Source organism: Streptomyces sp. NPDC056373 (genome assembly GCF_042262425.1).
Lineage (GTDB): Bacteria > Actinomycetota > Actinomycetes > Streptomycetales > Streptomycetaceae > Streptomyces.
Map to the genome: position 1 here is coordinate 1 of NZ_JBHJPX010000034.1, position 20,439 is coordinate 20,439.

Below are 20,439 nucleotides of genomic sequence, written 5' to 3' on the forward strand. Positions count from 1 at the left end.
GTCATCAAGACCGTCCCCGAGTCCAAGATCGTGGAGACCCTCATCGAGGAGGCCAAGCGAAGCCCCGCGCTGCGCGCGGGGTAACGGAGTGAAACTCCTCGCGTTGCCAGGAGTTGGCTCTGCGCTGCGCTCCGAGCCTATGTTTCCTTCCGTCAGAACTTTTGCTGTTTCCGGAGGTTGGGTGAGTGCCCTTCTGGCTCTCCGCTTGCGCTTCGAGCCAGCGGCTCCTTCGTCGCTGCGCTCCTGGAAGGAGCCTTGGGGTCCGTTCGCTGCGCTCCCGGACCCGGCCCGCGTTCGCGGGCGGCTGGCTACAGAGGGCCGGGAGCGGGGCGAGACCGGCCGCTTCCTTCGGGTGAAAATTTCGGTGGATCCAGATTCGGGGCTGGTGCCTCCCGGCTTGGAGATCACACTGTGTACCAGGGTACGAGGCGCAGCAGGAGGTCGAGGGTGTGGCGGGCCGCTGTGCGGGTGGCGGTGGTGGGGGCGAAGGCTGCGGCGAGGGTGGCGGTGGTCGCGCCGAGTGCAGCTGTGAGGATGAGCAGGATGCTCATCAGGTGGCCGGGGTGGCGGAGAGCGCCGGCGATGAGGAGGGCGAGGAACGCGGTGGCGAGGCCGGCGGCGGTCCTGGTTCGGATGCGGTTTCGGTGTTCTGGGGTCATGGTCGGGCCTTCTGTCTTCTGGAGTTGGCGGATGTCTGGGTGGTGCCGAGTCCAGTGAGCCAGAGCGGCGGGTCCGCAGAAAATTGCACCTCTCGGGGTTGTAATGGTGGGCATGGCACGAGGAGCGCCGAGTCCGGCTGATCTGCAGGTGGTACGTGAACTGGCTGCGCGTGGGCTAGTGGTGACGGTCAGCCAGTTGGAGAGCTGGCGGCGGGCGGGACTGCTGCCGCGGCATCGGCGGCGGGGGCTGGGGCGCGGCCGGGGGGTCGGTGGTGGATGTGGTTGATCCGGTGGTGGAGAGCGCGGCGGTGCTGGAGTGGTTCGCCGAGGCGGGCGTGGCTGCGCAGCCGGGAGCGGTGCAGGTGCCGGAGCCGCCGCTGGCTGCTGTGCGTGAGGCCGTGGTGTGGGTGCAGCGGGGGACGGTGTCGCATCGGCTGCTGGAGGTCGCACGCGGTGCGGCGGGGGGGGGAAGAGGCAGCCGATGCGCTGTACGAGGCCGCCGGGCGGCTGATTGCGGCACGGCCGTACCGGGGGTCTGCAGATCCTGCCGTGGTGCGCGTGGCGCTCGAGGCTGATGAGGACGTGCCGGACGGGCCGGACTTCAAGGGGATGGTGCACCTGGTGGCGGCGATCGGTCTGGGGGCGCAGGAGGTGGGGGCGGATGCGCTGGCCGAGGCGTTCGCCGCCTCCGGCCGGTTCGGGCTTGCGGCCGAGGACTGGGCGCAGATGCTGGGGGCCGTTGAGCGTGGTGAGAGTCCGCCGGTGGACTGGGGACTGCTCCAGCAGCGTGCCGATCTGTTGGGACCGATTCAGCGGGCCAGTGATGAGCAGTTGCTGCGGGCCCGGACGGTGCTGGGCGGGCTGCGGATGTTCTACGGGCTGTACGCGATGCACGCCTTGTTCATGCCGGATACGCCGGCGCTGGCCCCATTGCGGGCGCGGATCGACGAATGGGGCATGTTCCCGATCCTGGACCACGTCATCTCTCTGAGCCCCTCCCCCAGGCACTTCGCCGAGGGCTTGGCCGTCTGTCTCGAGCCGCTCTTCGACGGGCTGTACGAGACGCTCATGGAGCAGCTCGCGGCCGACCCGGGCCTCTTCCGGGTTCCCGGAGACGAGGCCGGCGCGTTCGGGTTCATGGAGACGTGGCTGCGCACTCTGCGCGAACAGAGTGGCGGGGATGAGATCGGATGATGCTTCGGTGCCGGGGCTGGGCGAGACGCCTGAATAGGGTTGTTTCCGCCATGTCGATGGTCCGGGTGGAGGTGTATCGGACAACGCCTGTTTTGATCGTTTGTAGCAATTCGGCAGGGTTCGGGGCGGGCTGGCGTACACTCGGTGGTCGCCGGCGCTGCTGTGCCGGCCGCGCACCGCTCTGGATACACGGAACTGCATGCCGCAGGGTTCGAACTGAGGCATGAAGAGCGGCTGGCACCCGTCGTCGACGGGAGTTCGGTCTTAGGACCGGCTGACCAGCAGCTCGCCTGGAACCGTGGAATGCCGGTCGGCACGGGACATCACGGCGTGGGAGCCGCTGATCGAGCGTGACGGCGCTCGCCGCCCCCTGTGGACGGCGCGCAGTGGAGGCAGGGGTGTCCCTGCCCGTGGGTTTCCTGCTGCGCGCTACGCCCGGGAGGGCGAGATCATGACTTCTTTTGACGCTTTCGACGGTCTGGACGGGCTCGAGCCCGATGACGGCCTGCCTCCGCTGCTGCGCCGTCCCCAGCCGGTGGCGGACCCGCTGCCGGTGACCAAGCTCCGCGGTACGCGCAAGGTGCTGCTCGACAACCCCGACACCTCGCTGGACGAGGACGCGGCGAGCGCCGTCACCTCGGGTGCCGTGGATCCCGTGCGGTTGCGGGCCCTGGTGGACGGTGAGCCGGTCAGCCTGCTGACGGCCAAGCCGGTGGTGGGCGGCACGCTGTACGCGACGGCGCCGCACTTTCGCTACCTCGACCTCGATGTCCTGCCGGACTTCATCAACCAGCGGTGGGCGGACCAGCTGCACACGGCCATGGATGTGGCGCCGTCGCTGGCGCTGGTGACGTCGTACGAGACGCTGACCGATGCCGAGACCGGCACGCCGTACGCGGTCTTCACCGTCCACATGCAGGATCGCAAGGCGCTGGCCCAGGCGGTCGCCGAGAGCATGCGCAAGACGTTCAACGCCCAGAAGGGCGAGAACGACTACACCGCGAGCGTGCTCCAGCAGGGCGTGAAGGAGCCGCTGACTCTGTTCGTGATGCGTGTCACGTACACCGACGGCACCACGGACACGTATCTCGTCTCGGGCGACGGCAACAGCCGGCTGGTGAGTATGTGGCTGGCGCGTGCCGGCGGTGACATCGAGGCTGCGATCTCGGCCTGCACCGCCTCTGTCATCGGCTCCACCGAGCACTCCGGCGAACGCAGCCGCGCGGAGCAGACGGCGGCGCGGCGGCGGGTGGGCGAACTGACCGCGCGAGTTCGCAAGAATCTGGCGGCGCCCACGCTGACCGAGGCCACCCGCCGCGAGGGCCATACGGTCGCGTTCCCTGCGACCGTCGTGGTCGGGGCGCGGGCGGACGACGGCGCTCGCCTGCCGGACCTGGTGGCGGCCCGCGACGACCTGCTGGCCAACCTGCACGTCCACGTCACCGCGTGGACCCCGGGAGCGCAGAACACGCAGGGTATGCAGCGCGTCTACCGGCATGCCCGGGGCGAGGACCTGATCGCCCCGGACGTGTACCAGGTGCTGTCGGGCACGGTGGGAGCGCAGCTGATGCACGAGCTGCTGGGGATCCCGGCGCACCGGCTGTGGTCGGCTGCGGTCCACCAGCACGCCGTGCTCGCGGCCCCGCACGCGGATGGCATGAACCGCCTGATCAAGCAGGAATTCGGGATGGGCAAGGCCGACCGGCAGCGCATCAGCGACCACCTGGCTCCCATGGCGCTGTCGGCCTACCGCAGCCAGGAAGGCATCGAGCAGCCGCTGCGGGCCTTCGGCAACGGCGGCACGATCACCGACACGGTGTGGAAGCGGGCGTGGGAGCTGACGAAGGGCGACGACGTCTTCGAGGTCCTCGACGATGTCCTTCGCCGGGCCCTGGCCGGTGAGGCGGGCGCGGTGGCGGAGCTGACCGTGCTCGGCGGGACCGCCGCGATCCTCGACGGCTACATCACGCGGGATCGCGGCTCGAAGGAGGGCACCGACCGCGACAGCCGCAAGGCGCCCTTCCGGGCGACGCCGGTGAAGCTTCTGGAGCTGCTGTCGAAGACGGCCGGGGGCCTGCGTATGCTGCACTCCATCGCCCACGCCCACGTCGCCGCCGACCCGGCCGTGCTGCCCAAGCTGTTCCACACCCAGGACCGCGACGTCGACGGGGTGCGGGTCCGCGACGGCGAGCCCATGCTCGACAAGACCGGCGAGCAGATGATCATCGACTACGAGTGGGACCTCGTTTACGCCGCCGACCCGGCCCTGGCTGTGGCCACCGTCGCCAAGAACCGCGCGGAGGCCAAGGCCAAGACGGACGGCAAGCCGGAGGATCCCGAGGCGGAGGACGCGCGCCAGCGCCGGACGCTCGAGCAGGGCATCACCTCCGCGTCCAAGGCCGCGCGGGCGCTGGCCCGGATGAGCCGTCAGCGTGGCAAGGGGGTCTTCGGCACCTTCGACGGGGTCCAGGCTCTGCGTGACCAGCTGGACAAGCTCGACGAGATCCTCGTCGCCTTCGGGCCGGCCGATACCTCGATCATCGTGATCGACGACGAGGACGAGGACGAGGAGGGCGGCGAGTGAGCGCCGGTCCCGCCCTGCCCGCGCAGATCAGTCGGGCGCTGCGGCCGGTGCTGCGGCTGGTGGGCCCGGTGCTCGACCTTCCCGCGGCCGGAGACGGCTGCGGGGGCTCGCCGGTGGTGGTGTGTCCGGCCGGTCCGGCACTCCTGCGCCGCCGGGTGGCGGCGAGTTGCGCGGTGTATGTCGCGTGGGACAGCCGCTGCGGCTGTCGGTATGTGGGCAGCGTGTGCCGCCAGGGAGTGAGCGCGGTCGGCGACCGGCTGGCCGAGCACTACGGGCACCCCACGGCCGGGCTGGCCCGGCAGGAGGCCTGGACCCTGCTGACCGTGCTGCCGCTGGCCGACCAGGCCGCCATGGAGGTGGTCCGCAGCGCCGAGGGGTGGACGGCCCGGCTGCTGAACCCGGTGGACGGATCCGCCCACCCGCGCGTCGACCTCGCGCAGACGCCCGCCGAGCTGGTCTCCCGGCCGTCCCGGCAGGCGCAGTTCACGGCCACCGTCGGTCTCGAAAGGGACACGGCGTAGCTGTCATCGAGGCCCGGTCGGCGGCCCCGGGGTTCCACGACACCCGGGGCCGCTGACCGGCCGCAGGATTCGGCCCCCGGCCAGACCGGGGGGCCGACCGCGGCCCCGGAGGATGTCTGGGGTCGCGGTCTTTCACGGGCGTGGAGAAGGGGGCGTCTGTCTTCCGTGCCCGTGTCATCCTGGACGGTTGGCCATGGGACGAGGGGAAGGGGACGGGACATGGCAACACGTCACGAGCCTTGGCTGGCAACAGTCGTCACGGCGGTGGCAGGGGTGCTCGGCGACACCGCTCACGGCTTGACCGGGCGGGAGATCGGGCAGCTGCTGGCCGTCGTGAAGGTGCCGGACGTCGACGGCGGCAACAAGCGGGACCGGCTGGCCGCGGCGCTGCTGGCGCAGCAGGCACGCCAGGGTGCGTCGAACTGCGTGATCGCGTTCATCAAAGTGGCGATGGCCCCGGTGCGCTACGTGCAGCAGCCGCACACGTTCTCGCGCCGGCAGGACGACCTCAACGAAGTCCTCGTCCATGTCGGGCTGCGGGTGAACGACCAGGGGCAGGTGGCCAGGGGGCCGGCGGCTGCCACGCTGAGCGAGGCCGCACGGCACGCCAGTTCCGTGCGGGCCGAGCTGCGCCGCCGCTCCACGCATCCGGAGGTGCTGCGCTACTGCACCCTGGAGATCCTGGCCAAGAACCCCTTCCACGCCAGCCTGGAGGCGGTCAAGTCAGTGGCCGACCGGCTGCGGCAGCTCACCGGTCAGGGCCTGGACGGGGCGCGGCTGGTCGACGCGGTGCTCATGCCGGGCCACGGCACGGCCCGGGTGGCCATCAACGCGAACGCCACGGGGCCCGAACTGGATGAGCAGAAGGGGCTGGCGAACCTGGTCAAGGGCCTGTTCAGCATGTACCGCAACCCAGCCGCACACGAGCCGCGCCTTCACCGCACCGTCACCGACGAGGAGTTGCTGGAACTGCTCACCACGCTATCGATGGTGCACCGGCGGCTCGACGGCGCGCACGTCACCCCCTGATGCCGTGGGGACCGCGAGCCCACCTTCTCGGTGCTGGCCCGTGCCGCGAGCCGTGGGCACAGCCTGTCCGCGTGTTCCGCACTGCGACGCCAGACCGGAAGGGAGTTCGTAGGCTGGCGGTGGACTCGGTGATCAGGCTTCAGCTGAGTGAGCCCTACCGAGGCCGCCGCCACCCAGGGAGGACAGGATGAGCAGCCGCGATGACATGCACTTCCCGGTCATCATCAACGGCCTTGACTACCTGCACAGCTCAGTCAGCTCTCTGATCGACGAGCCGGAAGGCCGCGCGCTGAAGTACGCGGTACCCCACCTTCAATTCGCGGCGGAGACCCTGTTCAAGGCGCGTCTGGAGCTGCATAACCCCGCCCTGGTCTGGGTGAAACCCGAGAAGTTCGACGAGCGGCTCCACCGCCAGGGTGACTTCAAGAGCGTCGGAACACCGGTCGCACTGGAGCGCCTGCGCGACGACGTGAAGGTCTCGAACCCCATCGCTCCGGAGGACGCCGCCCTCAAGGCGCTCGTCGAGCTACGCAACCGTCTCACGCACTTCGGCGCAACCGACAACCGCCGTCGCCGTGGAGGCGCGCGCCATACCGGTCCTCGACCTGCTTTTGACGTTCATCGACGAGGAACTGCTGCCCAACGACACCAGTGATGCAGCAGAAGAGGCATGGGAACTGATGGAGACCATCCGGCCCCTGGTCGGCCGGATCCGCGGACTGGTCGACCACCGCCTTGGCCCCCTGGGCGAGAAGCTCGGGCCTGACAGTGAGTACACACTGCGTTGCCTGTCCTGCGGCCACTTCGCAGCGCCCGTCACCCCCGGAAACGACGGTGTGCGGCCCGTCGGCTGCCTGCTGTGCGGCAAGGCATACGACGACCTCGGAAGCACAGTGGACGCGTACGGCGCGGGGAGCTTCTACGAGGCGGTCACCCAGGGCGGTGACCCACCGGCCTACCCGTGCGCAGAGTGCTTTACGGCTGAAGCGTGCGTCGTGCCGACCGCGACAGCCGACGAGCCTGACGGTTACGTTCTGGTGTGCTTGTGGGGCGCGCATACGCTGGAAGGAGTGTGCGACTTCTGCCAGCGGGCGGCCGTCCTCGCGCTCCTGGAAGCGCAAATGTACAGCGACTGCCTCGATGTCCGGTATGCCAAGTTCTGACCGGCACGCCCGGGCCGATCTGCGTGCGTCCGCCCGTGGCCGATGGCTGCCTGAGGAGGGCCCGGGGCTTCGCAGGCGTGGCCATGGTCCACGACACCTTCCCGGCATCGTCCCCGCTCGTGGTCCTCCCCCTCGGCACGACGGCGTACGACATCGCGCTCCGCGCCCTGCCGCCGCACCGGCCGACCGCGCAGCAGGACAGCATCCAGGTCCTTCTTGGCCCCCAGTGAGTGCGGTTCGCCCCGCGCCTTCCGCGCCGTGGCCTGGCGCTCGCGATCACCTCTGCCGGGCCGAGTTTGGACCGCCCGGCGACGCATCCTGTGTCCGGCCGATGCTGCAGCCGCCGGGCAACCGGGCACGCGCCCGCCGCACCGGCGCCGCCAAAGACACTGACGGGGCGCAGCCGTCCACACGAGCGGTGTCAGACACCGAGCGGGCTCGGAAACCTGCTCGGCAATCAGCCGGCTGACCCGGCGGCGCGGGCCAGGTCAGGCGCTGGGCAGCCGGTCCGGGACGGTGAGGTCAAGTCGGGTACCGCGGCGGATCTCCCGGGCGAGACTGAAGACTTGGTTGGCGCTGGGTGTGCCTTGAGTGACGTACCGGATGATGCGGTAGACCTCGTAGCGCACCTGGCCATCGCTCAGGGCGAAGGCCTCGTGCTGAAGTCGGTCGAGCCGTCGGCGGCCGTTGGCCGCACGGCGCAGCGCGGCCTCGGTGAGCGGTCCGTAGGCATGTCCGTGGTGGACGTTGAGGCCGTCCTCGATGTTCTTCACGGCGCTGTTCCTTTCGGCCCGGGTACTGGTGCCTTCGGGGTGAAGACGGTCTGCCGGTTCCGGACGGGCGGGAATGTAGGGCGTCGGCACCCTTACCGTCTCGCGCAAGGGGTGAACGGCGGCAGACGGTGGGCGCCTGGAAGGCCTGCGTGCTCATGCCTCCCCGTTCCGGCCGCGCCGGTGAGACGTGAACTTCACGCCGCAGGAGCGTTGAGGCGAGGGCCGGGGGGCGCTTCAGCGAGTACCCCTGCAGTCACGGGAACTTGCGTCCCCTCAAGCTGCTTGTACTCATTCAAAATTTCGTGCAGGCTTCACGGCATGACTGATGAGACGCCGGAGATGTTCCGAGCACGCTACGAGGACATCACTGCCATCCGCTGGCCGCGGCCGGCTGACCCGCAGGAGGAACGCGACACGCTGGACGCCAGGCACCATGCGTGGCACGCCTGGTACAAGAAGACGGTCAAGGCGGCACAGGAGCACGGCCCACAGCACGACGCACTCCTGGTCGCTCTCGAAGACCTCGTCGAGATCAAGCGGGATGCCGACGAGAAGATCCGGCTGCTCCTGGCCTACGGCCGGATCTTCCACCAGCCTCGCCCGCACACGCTGGAATCCCTCGGCGTGGCCGCCGGCCTCAGCCCCTCCGGCGTCAGCCGCGCTTTCGGCGCCGAGGAAGTCATGGCCGTCGCGGAACTGACCGGCAAACGCCCGCCCGCCGTCGACGTCCAGCGCCACGACCCCGACGTCATCTCCGGCCACGCCAGCAAGAACCGCTGCACCTGGGGAGGCAGCAAGGCCAAGCCCTGCACCGAGACACCCAAGTACGCCGTCACCGACAAGTCCGGCGCAAAGTGGGCCTGCTGCGACAAACACCTGCCCGGCTACCTGCGCTCCCGCGTCTGAGCCGCACGGTCACAACGGCCGCCATGCGCCCTTGTAGTCGGGGTGGTCGTCATACAGCTCGGCGACCACCCGCGCAGCGTGCCGCACCGCCCTGCCCGACATGACAGACCAGGAGCGGCAGCGCCTGACCTCCCTGGTGGACGTCGGAACGGCTGCAGGCGCGCCGTCAGGCCGCTGAGGAGCTCAGGCAGGCACAGGAACGCGCCGCGGAGGCGGTGTCCAGGGCCGAGGAGCTCGAGGAGACCATGCGACGGCAGGCCGAGGAGACCGCCCGGCACCTCGCCGAGGCGGACCGTGTTCGCGAACTGGCGCACCGGGCCCTGGCGATGGCAGAGCTCTACGCCGGGAGCATCTACGCCCTGGCCCGCCTGGTGGAGAGGCAGATGACGCTCAAGCAAACGTTCTCCGTGTGCGAACAGTTCCGCGAGGCGGCTGCCGGACGCCGGAAGAACCACAACAGGCCCTGAACAAGGTGCCCTTCGCGTCCCGGGACACAGCGCGGGCGCTCACAAGCCCTTCCGCCTACGGCGGAACAGGGGAGGCGAGCGACGGTCCCCGTCTACCCGATGACGCAACAGGTCTCAGGGATGAAGCACACCCTCGTCGTGTACCACACCGTCAGTCCCACGGGTGAACGGCAGGACGCCAGGCTGCGGGAGCCGGACCCGGGCGCACTGCCCACTGCGCTGCGGCGCAGGGACATGGCCGAGCCGGCGATCCTGCGGGACGTGCGGCTTTGGCCTGGCCGAATCGTCGCAGCGAGGGTGTCCGAGGACGGCAGCGGCGAAGACGGCGAGGGCGCCTTCATCCACAAGTGGATCAGTGTGTGGCAGGTGGAGCGCGCGCCGTTGACCGTCACTCCAATGATCGTGCCCTGGTGCCCGGCAGACGAGGCCAGTGCGGCTTTCCGGGCAGGCGCGGACAGACTTCAGCTCATGGCCGCCTCGTCGCTTGTGCATCTCAGTGAGGACGGGCAGGAGCAAAACCTCGGTGAACCGGACGCGAGAGCGCTCGACGAGAGGAGGCGCGATCCGGAGGAAGCGGGTACGTCCGCCGGATGAGTCGCCTCACGGCTCTGGCTGGCATACCCGCTGTCTACCAGGAGCGGCCGTCCACCTAGCTCAGCGGCACGCCCCGGGCACTTCTGTCGCGGAGCGCCGACTGGAGCTGAGAGTGCGCGGGAGACGCTCTCGCAGGCCATCGCCGTCCTCGATCTGCGGACCGTGATGCAGGTTCAAGGCGCCGTACATGCCCCTCCCCGGAGCCGGCGGTCCGGGCGGCGGGCTGTACGGCCCCTGCACGCCGTTCCGGCAATTCCTGCACCCCGCACAGATCTGCGGGTGCGTCGACTCTTTCCGCCAAACACATGTGACGCACTTCACGGCACAGTGCCGCTTTTCACCGGCCGGGGGGAATTGAAAAGCGGTCATATCGCCCGCCGAAGGATCGCTGAAGCATGATCACGACAGGGTTCGATCATGACGAGAATAGGGCCCAGACCCCTTTCCCGATAAACTGGCATGCGTCAGGCAACAGGGCCTGCGAAAAAGAGAGGTTCGGCACCATGGCCGACGACGAGAAGGAACGACAGTCGGCCGAGACGAAGAAGCCCGCCCCCGTCGGGAAACCGGCTGCGGTGCCGGATCAGACGCCGACCCTCTACAGCGGCGAGCGGCCGTTGATGGAGAAGGCGCACTGGACGCTGGGGGTTGTGTACTACGGCAGTCACATCGCCGCCTCGGCGTTGGCGAAGGTGCAGGAACACCTGTTCCCGCTGGTCCAGCCGTACCTGTAGGGGCCGCAGAACCCGGAACCACCTGGTCCGTGGGACCGGGTCCTGCGACTGTCTCGGCCGTCCCGGGAGTCTTGGATTGCTACGTCCTCACAGACTCCCGGGATGTGAATCACTTCCGAGACTGTGTCCGGTGAATCATCATTGATGATTCACCGGACACAGTCATTCTAAGCGCTGCGGGGGTGGCTTTTCCACTCCCGCAGCAAACTTTTTCACGGATGACATTTCCACATCCGACGACGAAAAAGTTTTCATCCCCCCGCAAATGCCATCCGCATTGCGGTGAGCAATCTTTCCCGACCAATAATGCAGGAACATTCACGGTTCTCCCCGGGGCACATTCTGGATGCGAGCCGTCATGGGTCTTCCATGAAAAATTTCGTCTGCGGAGGCAAATCGGGTACGGGGAAATCATCGGTTCAGCATTGTGTCGCCTGGAATGTTCATCCTCGACGGCGCGGGACGTCCGTTGCTCGCCTGGCGCCAGGCCTGGTGAAAGCGTTCGGAGGCGGCCGCAGGCTGCCGGTACACGTGACGCTGCTCGTGGGCAACGTGGGGTTCATATCGGCTTCCCTGTCCGTCGCGTCCCCGGGCGCGTGCACAGCAGCACCCGCGGCTGGTCAGAAGTTCTGCTCGTCGCGGATGACGACGTGACCGGCCCGGCACTCGCGCACCGCTTGGTTCAGTGCGCTGACCGCGGCCCGCCTGCGGTGCGTATCCCGGCCCTGGTCGATGGCTTCCAGCGCTGCTGCGGCGGCGACCCGCACGGAGACCGGCAGGTCGTCGTGCGCGGCGAGCTGGTAGGCGATGGTGCGCCGGGCCTGCCGCTCGGTGATGCTCGCTCCCTGGTCAGTGAGCGGGAAGACCGCGGCTTCATACAGCATGATCCCCCGCAGGACGGCATCGGCGGTCGCCTCGACCTTCCCATCGCCCACCACGATGCGCTCCAGGAGGGACTTGGTGCGCAGGCCGCACAGTGAGATCGTGATCCTCGCGCACAGGAGCAGCGTCCCCGTGCCTGCGGCCATTCCGGCCGCCGCTCCCCACGAGCCGCCCAGCAGGAACCCGGCATACATTCCGCCGCATCCCGAGCAGCCGATCAGCAACGCCAACGCCGCGTACAGGAGGCTGGTGCGCGACGGTTTCATGCCCAGGAGTATGCCCGTCCGGGCAGCGCGGTGGCGCCGGACGTGACACACCCGCGTCCGGCTCCGGCCAGCCGTTCTGCGCAGTAAGGACGTCCGGTGCGGCACGGGTGGACGGGGATCTCACCGGCTCCGGCCTGCTCTCGGGGGCGGGCACCACAGCACGCGGGCGCCGAGGGAACCGACGGCGCGACCGCACCGCCTGGCGCAGCCGGGCCCGTTGCACGTTCCGCGTACCGTACGGACCGCGGCACGCCTCGTGAACCGGGTCCGCGAGGCGATGAGGTCTGCGGGAGCGGCTACGCCAGGACGGCTGGGGTGGCGTTCTCGGCCGTCCAGTCTCCGTCGAAGAGCGCGGCAACCAGACGGACCTGGTCGTCTGGGAGCTGGCCGGTGCGGTGCTTGGTGCGGGTCTTGGCGAGCCAGGCGCCGATCTTGACGGTGTCGCCGTCGACGCGGACGCTCTCGCGGGCGGCGGGGGCGCGGCCTTCGCGGTGCAGAAAGAGTTCCAGGAGCTGAACGGTCTGTTCGAAGGTGCGGCGGGCCCGGCGGGCGGGGGCTAGCGGGTTGTTCTCGGGGGTGAGGCCGAGGGCGGTCATCAGCTGCTGCTGGCCGTCGGCGAGGGCCGACCAGGTGGTGAGTTGGCGGGCCAGCCAGGAGCCGATCTTCACGCCGCCGAGCTGGGAGTCGCGAGTCAAGGTGGCGGGGTCGGCTCCGGATGCGAGGTGGGCGCGCAGCAGGTGGTACTTGCGGTGCCAGTCAGCGCCGTGGGGCAGGCGCCAGTCGGGTGCGAGGGTGGTCAGGGCGTCGGCGCGGGCCTGATCGAGCTGGTTCTTGGCTGCAAGGTGGCGTTGTTCGGCGAGCCAGGCGCCGACGGGGGTGGTGGCGGGGGCGGCTAGATGGCCGTGGGTGCGCAGGTAGTCGGCGGCGGCGGTCAGGCGGGCGCGCCAGGCGGCGTCGTGCTTGTCCCAGATCATGCCCAGCGCGTCGAGTTCGGCGATCCAGTCCGGTTCGAGGCGTCCGGCTTTCGCAGCGTCGCGCATGGTGGTGATGAAGGTGCCCAGGGTGTAGCCGGCGGGGTCGGTGTAGTCGGTGGGTACGTCGAGGTGGCCGTGTTCGTCGCGGTAGGACTGGGCGGCTGCCAGCCCGAGGCGGCGGGAGCGGGAGACGGCCGGGTCGCGGGGGTCGAAGGAGGCCAGATCCATGGCGCGGGCGATGCGCTCGGGGTGGACGGTGAAGTCGAAGTGCCAGCGGCGTTCGATGACGTCGCTGGTCTCTCTGGGGAGACGGTTGGCCTTGTCGGGCAGGCGCTCGAGGATGCGGTGGTCGTGGCTGGCCAGCGCGCAGGCGATCGCCCACACCGGCTCGTAGGCGGTGCCGAGGAGGTTCTCGCCGTCGGCACCGGGCGGGACGTAGACGGGGACGATCAGGGAGGCGGTCTTGCCGGACACGTCCAGGCGCAGGGCGCGGCCGAGGGCTTGGACGCAGCGGATGACGCTGCGGGTGGGGTCGGCGAAGACGATGGCATCCACGCTGGGGATGTCGACGCCTTCAGCGATCAGGCGGGCGTTGGCGAGGATCGCGCAGTCGGCGGCGGCGAAGGCGGCGAAGGTGTCGGCGCGTTGGGCGGGGGTGTGCTCGCCGTGGGCGAAGAACGGCTGCGGGGTGATGTCCGGGATGAGGTCGGGGTCGGTGCGGGCCAGCAGGCGCAGCGTGTGGGGGAGTTCGCGGGCGAAGCGGCGGGCGTCGGAGACGAGGTTGAAGTAGACCAGGACCTTACTCAGGCGGTGTTCGGTCATGGCGCGCAGGACGGACAGGTGCAGGGCTGTGGTGCGCAGCGCGCTGTCCTGCGCATCGCCGTCGCCGGGAGGGGTGGTGGAGGGGGTGGGGAGGTTGAGGCGGCGGCGCAGGTCGGCGTCGGTGAGGGTGGGCACCACGATGCGGTAGTCCGCTGCCCGGCCGTCTTCCACGGCCTGGGCGAGGGGGTACTCGAAGACCTTCTTTCCGTACACCTGCTCGTTGTCCATGGAGTTGGCGAACGCGTCCACGTCTGGCCCGGCAGCGGCAGGGCGGCGGCGGGGGCGGGTGATGTCGGCGGACTCGGCCAGTTCCGGGGCGGCGAAGATCCTTGGGGTGGCGGTCATGTAGAGGCGGCGGTCCGCGCGGATGCGCTGCGCGTCGTTGACGATGGCCCACTTCTTGTCGGCTCGGCCGGCGATCCGGTGGGCTTCGTCCATGACCGCGAGGTCGAACGGCGGCACCGCGTACCCCGTGTTCTGGGTTTCCTCGATCTTGTTCAGGGAGTCGTAGGTGCAGATCACCGTCAAAGCGGGGATCTGGTCCTGCCCCTCCCCCACCACGGACATCAGCCCGCCCAGCGCGTGCGGGTCGGTGGTCGACATGACTCGGGCGGCGACCAGGTCGTCGCGGCCGCTGGTGTCCAGGGAGGAGACGATCACCATGTGCTCCAGGTGACCGTCGCGGCGCCAGGCCAGCGCCGTCTGCGCGGCCAGGTCCAGGGTGGGGACCACGAACAGCACCAGCCGCGCGCCGAGTTCGTCCGCCACCCGGATCGACACCAGCGTCTTGCCGGTGCCCGTCGCCGACACGAACAATCCCCGCGTCCCCGCGCGCCGCAGGTGCCCGGCCAGCCGCTTGACCGCTTCGGCCTGGTCGGGAAAGAGCCGCGCGGGCTCGGGGCGGCCGGGGCGCGGCAGTTCCACCACAGTCATGTCAGCTCTTCTTTCGAGTCAGTGGCTCCAGTAGTCGCGGCGGGGCAGTTCGACCCACACGTCGGGCGGTCCGGTCACGGCGCGCCTGTCGGTCGGGCGCAGGCCTGCGAAGGCGCAGGCGTAGGCGACGGCGTCGTGCTGGTAGAGGTAGGAGGCCAGCACCTGCTCGGCAGTGTCGTTCTCGTCCGGTCCTCCGCCGGGGTGCAGGTCTGAGCCCTCGATCGTTCCATGCCGGGCGATGCTGCCCTGGTTGCCGCTCTTGGGATTGGCGTAGAGGCCGTAGCAGAGGGTGCCGGCGGACAACTGGGCCAGCACGCCCGGCATCTGCGGCGCGTATCCCCAGGGCTGGGTGACCACGCAGCCGCCCGGCACGGACGTCACGCCGACGATGTGCAGGCTTTCGTCCATGTCGTAGGCGTAGGGGTCCTCCAGCAGCTCAGTCAGCACGTCGAGGAGTTCGCCGTCCGCTACCGGGGTCGCCTGCAGACGGCGCACCGCCTCGGCCGCGTCGATGCCCGCTACGCAGGCCAGGCCCGTGCCGTCGTAGTAGAACTCGCCCAATGCCGTGGTGAGCCGATGGGCCTCCTGCGCTGCCGCCCGCTCGGTGTCGCTCAGGGACACCCCTTCCGGCACCGGGAAGAGCTCGGGCGTCGGTCCGGCCAGGCTCAGCCGCCCCGGCGACCAGCCGCCGAGTGACGGCCGCCAGGGATCGGCCCCGGCGGCGGCGAGCGCCCGTGCGTTGACCGGCTTCCTGGACAGGACGGCTTCCCACAGTGCCGTCACCCCGTTCTCCAGCGCGTCCACGTCCGCAACCCGGCGGGCAAGTTCCGTAACAGCCTCCGGGGAGCCGAACACCGCTGCCCGATGCAGGGGCCTGCTCCCGTTCCAGCTCTCCGGATCGGCTCCTTGGTCCAGGCGTCGGCGGATGTCGTCGGCATCCGTCCAGTCCCAGCCCATGCCCGCCCAGCCGTCACTCGTTGCCGCCACCGCTCCCCCTCGAACACGTCGCATGCGCTCGCGCCACTTCGACCCGCCCCCGAGCACACGTGCGCTACAGGCCGCTGGCTCCATCCAGGTCCGTTGACCGGACGTTATCACCCCGAACATCGTTCGTACGCTCAATGTACGCGATCCATGCGCTTCTAGTACGCGATAGGTGCGTTTCAGGGGTAGGGTGAGGGACGGAGGTGTCCCATGTCCGAGTTGTTCGACGCGGTCGACGCGCTGGTCGCGTCCCGGTCCCCGCTGCCGCCGCCGGCTGAGCGCAGGCGGCTGCGCCAGGCTCACGCGCTCACCCTGGACGAGGTGGCCGCCGCTCTGGGCGTGCGGCGGGCGACCGTGGGCGGCTGGGAGTCGGGCAAGGCCGAGCCCCGGCCGCCGGAGCGGGAGGCGTACGCGCGCCTGCTGAAGCAGCTCGCCACGCTCTACCCCGCCCCCGAGAGCACCGGCGCCCAGCAGGAGGACACGGGCACCGCGGCGCCGCAGACATTCACCACCGCAGCGACCGCAGCGCAGGCTGGGCCCACGGGCGGGGCAGCGGAAGCTACTGCCACGGCGGAGGCCGAGGAGCCCCCGGCCGCTCCCACAGCGCCCGTTCGGCACGCGGCAGCGACACAGCGGCCGGTGCCGCGTGCCGAACGGGCGCCGCAGAGCTCGCGGCGCCCCACTGTGAGGAAGGCCGCCCCGGCGAACACCCCCGCGCCCGGCGGTGCCTACGCGCACGGTCCGCTGCTCGTCCTCGACGCCGACACCGAGCGGCAGGTGACCGGCTACGGCGTCGGCGGTCTGATCCTGGACGTGCCCGCCAAGTCGCTGCCTGCGCTGGTGGAGTGGACGCTCACCGAGGCACGGCTGGGGTCGGAGAAGCTGCACGGCTCGGGAAAGGACGGCGACCCGCTGCTGGTGCTCACCGAGGCGGCGTGCGAGCGCTACGGCCTGCCCGCCGCCTTGTCCGAGGCCGAGCGGCTTGCCGGGCGGCTGCCGGAAGGACACAAGGTCATCAAGCAGCTTGAGCGCGCCGACTGGCAGCTCACCAAGCGCGGGCTGGGGCCGTGGGCGCGGATCTACCGTCCCGCCCACGGCAGCCGCCGCCAGTGCGTACAGCTGTGCATCCCCTCCTGGCGCGCCCTGGACGACCGCTCCTGGGGCCACGCCGCCCAGTTGCCGCCGCCTGAGCTCGCCCGGGTGCTGGGCGTGTATGCGGCCCGGGTGATGACGCCGGTCGGCTCAACGGCCGTGACGGGGCTGCAGCTGATGACCGCACTCAACCCGCCGACCCGCGCGAGCGAGGCGGACGCCGACGGCCGGCGGCACCGCGAGCACCGGCCCGGTTCACTGGGCACGCAGCCGATGGATCCCGCGCCGTGCGAGGCGACCGACGGCCACCCCGTCCTGGCCCATCTGCCCCGCTTCCACGTGCGCGGCCCCGGCGAGCGGCTGTTCGAGGAGGCCTACGACTGGGCGCGGGATATGACCGATACCGAGTGCATGCAGCGCTACCTGGTCGGCTTGGACGTGAACCTCGCCTTCGGTGCAGCCGCCAACGGCGCCGTCGTCGGCCTGGCCACGCCGCCCGAGCACGTCACCGACCCGGTCTTCGACCCAGCGGTGCCCGGCTCCTGGCTGGTCGACCTCTCCCACATCGACCTGTCCCGGGTGAAGGTCGGCAAGCAGTGGCGCGACCTCGACGGAGACCTGCTGCCCAGCCCGTTCACGCCGACCGGCAAGCGCCCCGAGGGCCCGGCCTGGTACGCCACACCCACGGTCGCCTACGCCGTCGAGCTCGGCTACGACGTCGCGCCCGTGGAGGCGTGGGTGCGCCGGGAGAGCGGCCGGTTCCTGGACGGCTGGTACAAGCGGCTGCGCGATGCCTACGTCGCCACCATGGCGGACCTCGGCGTCGCGGAGAAGCTGCCCCCGCACCAGTTCCTTCAGTCGATGGACGGCTACAAGAGCCGTGATCCGGAGCTGGGGATCGTGGTGGACGCGGTCAAGATGACCGTCAAGGGCGGCATCGGCAAGCTGCAGGAGAAGGCGCGCGGCGGCGGCTGGAAGCCGGGACATGCCTGGCCCGCCCTCGCCCGGCCGACCTGGCGCCCGGACATCCGCGCCACCGTCATCTCCCGGGCCCGCATCAACATGCACCGCAAGATGCTCAACCTCGCGGCGGCCACCGGCCGTTACCCGGTCGCGGTCCTGTCCGACTGCGCCGTATACACGGCCGACGGCCCCAGCCCGCTCGACGTCCTGCCCTACGGCGCCGACGGCAAGACCGTGCCGGGCTCCTTCCGGCTGGGGGTCTCGCCCGGGATGGTCAAGCACGAGGGCACCCAGAGCGTGCTGTGGGGGGCTGACGTGCTCGAGCAGCTCGGCGCCGACGGCCATGTCGCCAACCTCGCCCGCTACATCAAGACCGGCGAGGTCACCGCCAATGACACTGGAGAGTAGGAGAGTCACGCCGATGGTCACGGTCGGGGAAGAACTCGACAGGGCGGTGCAGGGCGCGCTCACGCGGCCCATTCCCAAGTCCGCCGGAGCGCAGATGCGTTACCTCCTCAAGAAGCACGGCGGCCGGACGATGCTGGTGGCCGAGCTGCTCGGCATCAGCCAGCGCACGGTGGAGCGGTATGTGAAGAACCAGATCAAAAGGCCCCGGCCGGAGCTCGCCGACCGGCTGGAGCGTGAGGTTCGCGTGCGCTGGCAGCCGCAGATCAGGGCGAAGGCGAAGGAGGCAGCGGCAACCACGAGCGGCATCATGATCGATGTACAGGCGAGATTCGGCTACACCGCCGCCGTCGGCAGCACCGACCAGGCCCGCGTGCGTCACCTCACCCTCGCCCTGCCGCCCCGTCACGCCGCCCGCCTCCTTCAAGCCCAGGAAGCAGGCGTCGACGAGGACGACCTCCGCGAGCTAGCTGCCGAGGCGTTGGGTGAGGTGTACTTCCGCGACGGCGGCCGCCGTGCCCACGGCCTCGAAGTGGAACTCAAGGACATCGTCGACCTGCAGTTCGGGCTGTAGGCGGTCAGTGCGCTGGACATCGGGTCTCCGCACCCGGCATGCCGCCGCGGCCACGTCCGAGAGCGGCGTCCGTCTCCATCGTGCTCGCGTGGCGCGGGTCAGGGCACCAGCGGATCGTCCCGAGTGAGCTCGATGGTGTGCATCTGACGGCGCAGCTGCGCGGGCAGAGAGGGCAGGTCGTTGTCGACGATGATGACCTGGTGCGGGCGTGCGTGCAGCGTGTCGCTTCGGGCGCCGGCGATGTGGTCGAGGAAGTGCGCGTACAGCCGTGCGATCAGCTGCTGGTCCTCGGTGCCGTACCCGACGTTCTTGCGCGGTGAGTCGATGATCAGCAGGGACGGCAGATCGGTGGCTCCGGTGACCAGCGCGTGGCTGAGGAATGTCATCCGGTAGGCCACGTTGATCGCGGTGCGGACACCGTGGCCTACCTTGGTGAGTTTGCCTGCCCTGACCTTCGGCAGGAGCGAGTTCTGATCGATGCGCGCACCAGGCTCTCCGGGCAGCGACAGGCCGCCGATGATGGCTGCGAACTGCTCCTCGATCTCCGCCAGGGTGGCCTGGCGTCCGGACAGGAGGTTCTTGCGCGTCTTGATGTCCTCGCGCACACCGCGCAGTTCTTCCTCGGCCGCGCGCAGCGCCCGCTGCAGTTCGAGCAGCCGCCGGTGCGGGTCGAGCTGCCGCTCGAGCATGCCAGTCCGGGTGCGGGCGCCGGCATGGGCAGCCGAGAGCTGCTCGATCTGCCCGGCCAGCGGCCCGATCTCCAGGCGGGTTCGCTCCTCCAGCTCCGCCCGCGCCTGAGCAAGAGAATCCTGGGCCTCACCGGCTGCCTTGGCCGCCTCGATGGCCCGCTGCTGCGCCGTGGCCAGCGCGGCTTCGGCTGCCTGCACGACCTCGTCCCGCGCCCCGGGGTCCAGTTCGCACAGGCACAGACCACACACCCCCTCAGGCACGATCCGGCCGGTCAGCGGCTGCGTGCAGGAGGGACAGCGCGGCACCGGGTCAGTGCCCGGCTGCTGCTGGGCACGCTTGATGGCCCGCTGGGCCAAGGAGACGGCGGCCTGGGCCGCTTTCTCCTCTTCCCGGGCCCTGGAGTGCGTTCCCTCCAGGACGGCGACGCGCTGGCGCAGCGGATCGGCGAAGGTGGTCACGGCCCGCATGCGGCCCTTGAGTTCCTCCAGGGCCGTCAGCGTCTCCCGTTCTTCGCTCCGGGAGCGGGTCAGTTCCTCCTCCAGTTCCGCGGCGCTCCCGGTCAGGAATTCACTGATCGTCTCGGTGCGGCGTTTGAACTGGCTCACGGTCTGGCTCAGGTCGTCGCGGCGGGCGGTCAGCACCCGCATCTCCGCATCGATGAGTCCGAGTACGAGCTCGACGACGGTCTTGTAGGACTGCGCGGTGTTGGCCTGTCCGCGGATGGCCTCCGTGCCGTCGACCATGTCCTGGGAGAGGTAGTTCAAGGCGTAGAGCTGGGCGAAGGTAAGACGGGCACCGCTGCCGAGCAGTGCCACCGCGGTGGGCGGGGCAAACAGCTCGGACAGGCCCAGCAGGTCCAGCAGCACCTCACCTACAACGCGCCGGTCGCCGTCCGGCTGCGCAGTGACATCGAGAAGCTCTTCGACCTTTCCGTCGTAGGGGCTGATCAGTTCCACGGTCCCGGTATCGGCAACCGTGGAGCGCCGCAAGGCGATGCGCATGCCTTCGACCCGCAGATGCACCGTGACGGAGGTCAGCCGCTCCGAGGGCACCTGCCGCCACTCCACCGGCAGGCCCAGCGGGTACTTGATGCAGTCGACCAGCGTGGTCTTGCCCGTGTCGATGGGGCCGTAGACGCACACCACCGGATGGGCGAAGTCGAGGGTGCGTACCCCGCCGGTGGAGTTGATGACCACTTGCTCGACGAACAGATCCCGTGACATTGGCTTC

At 69.9% G+C, this 20,439-nt stretch carries 19 protein-coding genes; 13 read left to right on the forward strand and 6 right to left on the reverse strand.

The window, feature by feature from the left end:
* Positions 1 to 404: 404 nt before the first annotated feature.
* Entirely contained in the window at positions 405 to 659 is a 255-nt protein-coding gene (locus ACFCXS_RS38725; RefSeq protein WP_376648036.1) for a hypothetical protein, read from the reverse strand.
* A 552-nt stretch (positions 660 to 1,211) separates the two neighbouring features.
* Here ACFCXS_RS38725 and ACFCXS_RS38730 point away from each other — a divergent pair.
* The 7 genes from ACFCXS_RS38730 (at position 1,212) to ACFCXS_RS38760 (ending at position 7,380) form a co-directional block, all read left to right on the forward strand.
* A complete protein-coding gene (locus ACFCXS_RS38730) occupies positions 1,212 to 1,853 on the forward strand; it encodes a hypothetical protein (RefSeq protein ID WP_376648037.1) in 642 nt (213 codons plus the stop codon).
* A gap of 451 nt (positions 1,854 to 2,304) precedes the next feature.
* Positions 2,305 to 4,437: a hypothetical protein gene (locus ACFCXS_RS38735; RefSeq protein ID WP_376648038.1), complete on the forward strand. Its 2,133-nt coding sequence runs from the start codon at positions 2,305 to 2,307 to the stop codon at positions 4,435 to 4,437.
* Positions 4,434 to 4,958: a hypothetical protein gene (locus tag ACFCXS_RS38740; protein WP_376648039.1), complete on the forward strand. Its 525-nt coding sequence runs from the start codon at positions 4,434 to 4,436 to the stop codon at positions 4,956 to 4,958. The genes ACFCXS_RS38735 and ACFCXS_RS38740 overlap by 4 nt, the downstream gene beginning before the upstream one ends.
* Positions 4,959 to 5,177: 219 nt before the next feature.
* Positions 5,178 to 5,987, forward strand: a complete 810-nt coding sequence (locus tag ACFCXS_RS38745; RefSeq protein WP_376648040.1) for a TIGR02391 family protein — start codon at positions 5,178 to 5,180, stop codon at positions 5,985 to 5,987.
* Between the two features lie 187 nt (positions 5,988 to 6,174).
* Positions 6,175 to 6,642, forward strand: coding sequence for a hypothetical protein (locus ACFCXS_RS38750; RefSeq protein ID WP_376648041.1), 468 nt, complete (start codon positions 6,175 to 6,177; stop codon positions 6,640 to 6,642).
* A complete protein-coding gene (locus tag ACFCXS_RS38755; protein ID WP_376648042.1) occupies positions 6,563 to 7,150 on the forward strand; it encodes a hypothetical protein in 588 nt (195 codons plus the stop codon). The genes ACFCXS_RS38750 and ACFCXS_RS38755 overlap by 80 nt, the downstream gene beginning before the upstream one ends.
* A gap of 83 nt (positions 7,151 to 7,233) precedes the next feature.
* Positions 7,234 to 7,380, forward strand: a complete 147-nt coding sequence (locus ACFCXS_RS38760) for a hypothetical protein (RefSeq protein WP_376648043.1) — start codon at positions 7,234 to 7,236, stop codon at positions 7,378 to 7,380.
* A 258-nt stretch (positions 7,381 to 7,638) separates the two neighbouring features.
* On the opposite strand, the gene ACFCXS_RS38765 is transcribed toward ACFCXS_RS38760, so the two are convergent.
* Positions 7,639 to 7,923 (reverse strand): hypothetical protein, encoded by a 285-nt coding sequence (locus ACFCXS_RS38765; RefSeq protein ID WP_376648044.1) that lies wholly within the window; start codon positions 7,921 to 7,923, stop codon positions 7,639 to 7,641.
* A 318-nt stretch (positions 7,924 to 8,241) separates the two neighbouring features.
* Between ACFCXS_RS38765 and ACFCXS_RS38770 the strand changes: the two genes are divergently transcribed.
* The 4 genes from ACFCXS_RS38770 (at position 8,242) to ACFCXS_RS38785 (ending at position 10,624) form a co-directional block, all read left to right on the forward strand.
* Positions 8,242 to 8,829 (forward strand): hypothetical protein, encoded by a 588-nt coding sequence (locus ACFCXS_RS38770; protein ID WP_376648045.1) that lies wholly within the window; start codon positions 8,242 to 8,244, stop codon positions 8,827 to 8,829.
* A 215-nt stretch (positions 8,830 to 9,044) separates the two neighbouring features.
* A complete protein-coding gene (locus ACFCXS_RS38775) occupies positions 9,045 to 9,296 on the forward strand; it encodes a hypothetical protein (protein ID WP_376648046.1) in 252 nt (83 codons plus the stop codon).
* 120 nt (positions 9,297 to 9,416) lie between these two features.
* On the forward strand, positions 9,417 to 9,890 hold the full coding sequence (locus tag ACFCXS_RS38780; protein WP_376648047.1) for a hypothetical protein: 474 nt from the start codon (positions 9,417 to 9,419) through the stop codon (positions 9,888 to 9,890).
* Between the two features lie 503 nt (positions 9,891 to 10,393).
* A complete protein-coding gene (locus ACFCXS_RS38785) occupies positions 10,394 to 10,624 on the forward strand; it encodes a hypothetical protein (RefSeq protein WP_098750057.1) in 231 nt (76 codons plus the stop codon).
* A 620-nt stretch (positions 10,625 to 11,244) separates the two neighbouring features.
* Here the strand turns inward: ACFCXS_RS38785 and ACFCXS_RS38790 are convergent.
* The 3 genes from ACFCXS_RS38790 to ACFCXS_RS38800 all read right to left on the reverse strand — a co-directional run bounded on the left by ACFCXS_RS38790 (position 11,245) and on the right by ACFCXS_RS38800 (position 15,488).
* Positions 11,245 to 11,772: a hypothetical protein gene (locus tag ACFCXS_RS38790; protein ID WP_376648048.1), complete on the reverse strand. Its 528-nt coding sequence runs from the start codon at positions 11,770 to 11,772 to the stop codon at positions 11,245 to 11,247.
* 296 nt (positions 11,773 to 12,068) lie between these two features.
* Positions 12,069 to 14,501, reverse strand: a complete 2,433-nt coding sequence (locus ACFCXS_RS38795; RefSeq protein WP_376648049.1) for a Helicase associated domain protein — start codon at positions 14,499 to 14,501, stop codon at positions 12,069 to 12,071.
* An 18-nt stretch (positions 14,502 to 14,519) separates the two neighbouring features.
* The gene (locus tag ACFCXS_RS38800) at positions 14,520 to 15,488 is read right to left on the reverse strand and encodes an ankyrin repeat domain-containing protein (protein ID WP_376648050.1); all 969 of its coding nucleotides are present in this window, start codon (positions 15,486 to 15,488) and stop codon (positions 14,520 to 14,522) included.
* A 207-nt stretch (positions 15,489 to 15,695) separates the two neighbouring features.
* Between ACFCXS_RS38800 and tap the strand changes: the two genes are divergently transcribed.
* Both tap and tpg read left to right on the forward strand, forming a co-directional pair.
* Positions 15,696 to 17,948, forward strand: a complete 2,253-nt coding sequence (gene tap, locus ACFCXS_RS38805) for a telomere-associated protein Tap (protein ID WP_376648051.1) — start codon at positions 15,696 to 15,698, stop codon at positions 17,946 to 17,948.
* A 13-nt stretch (positions 17,949 to 17,961) separates the two neighbouring features.
* Complete coding sequence (gene tpg, locus ACFCXS_RS38810) at positions 17,962 to 18,519, forward strand: telomere-protecting terminal protein Tpg (RefSeq protein WP_376648052.1); 558 nt, start codon at positions 17,962 to 17,964, stop codon at positions 18,517 to 18,519.
* Positions 18,520 to 18,617: 98 nt separating this feature from the next.
* Here the strand turns inward: tpg and ACFCXS_RS38815 are convergent, their stop codons facing one another.
* The gene (locus ACFCXS_RS38815; protein WP_376648053.1) at positions 18,618 to 20,432 is read right to left on the reverse strand and encodes an AAA family ATPase; all 1,815 of its coding nucleotides are present in this window, start codon (positions 20,430 to 20,432) and stop codon (positions 18,618 to 18,620) included.
* Positions 20,433 to 20,439 lie beyond the last annotated feature (7 nt).

Bases quoted from the DNA above. Each gene is read 5' to 3' on its own strand.
- ACFCXS_RS38725 (WP_376648036.1), bottom strand. From the start codon at position 659: ATGACCCCAGAACACCGAAACCGCATCCGAACCAGGACCGCCGCCGGC.
- ACFCXS_RS38735 (WP_376648038.1), top strand. From the start codon at position 2,305: ATGACTTCTTTTGACGCTTTCGACGGTCTGGACGGGCTCGAGCCCGAT.
- ACFCXS_RS38745 (WP_376648040.1), top strand. From the start codon at position 5,178: ATGGCAACACGTCACGAGCCTTGGCTGGCAACAGTCGTCACGGCGGTG.
- ACFCXS_RS38750 (WP_376648041.1), top strand. From the start codon at position 6,175: ATGAGCAGCCGCGATGACATGCACTTCCCGGTCATCATCAACGGCCTT.
- ACFCXS_RS38760 (WP_376648043.1), top strand. From the start codon at position 7,234: ATGGTCCACGACACCTTCCCGGCATCGTCCCCGCTCGTGGTCCTCCCC.
- ACFCXS_RS38770 (WP_376648045.1), top strand. From the start codon at position 8,242: ATGACTGATGAGACGCCGGAGATGTTCCGAGCACGCTACGAGGACATC.
- ACFCXS_RS38780 (WP_376648047.1), top strand. From the start codon at position 9,417: ATGAAGCACACCCTCGTCGTGTACCACACCGTCAGTCCCACGGGTGAA.
- ACFCXS_RS38785 (WP_098750057.1), top strand. From the start codon at position 10,394: ATGGCCGACGACGAGAAGGAACGACAGTCGGCCGAGACGAAGAAGCCC.
- ACFCXS_RS38790 (WP_376648048.1), bottom strand. From the start codon at position 11,772: ATGAAACCGTCGCGCACCAGCCTCCTGTACGCGGCGTTGGCGTTGCTG.
- ACFCXS_RS38795 (WP_376648049.1), bottom strand. From the start codon at position 14,501: ATGACTGTGGTGGAACTGCCGCGCCCCGGCCGCCCCGAGCCCGCGCGG.
- tap (WP_376648051.1), top strand. From the start codon at position 15,696: ATGTCCGAGTTGTTCGACGCGGTCGACGCGCTGGTCGCGTCCCGGTCC.
- tpg (WP_376648052.1), top strand. From the start codon at position 17,962: ATGGTCACGGTCGGGGAAGAACTCGACAGGGCGGTGCAGGGCGCGCTC.
- ACFCXS_RS38815 (WP_376648053.1), bottom strand. From the start codon at position 20,432: ATGTCACGGGATCTGTTCGTCGAGCAAGTGGTCATCAACTCCACCGGC.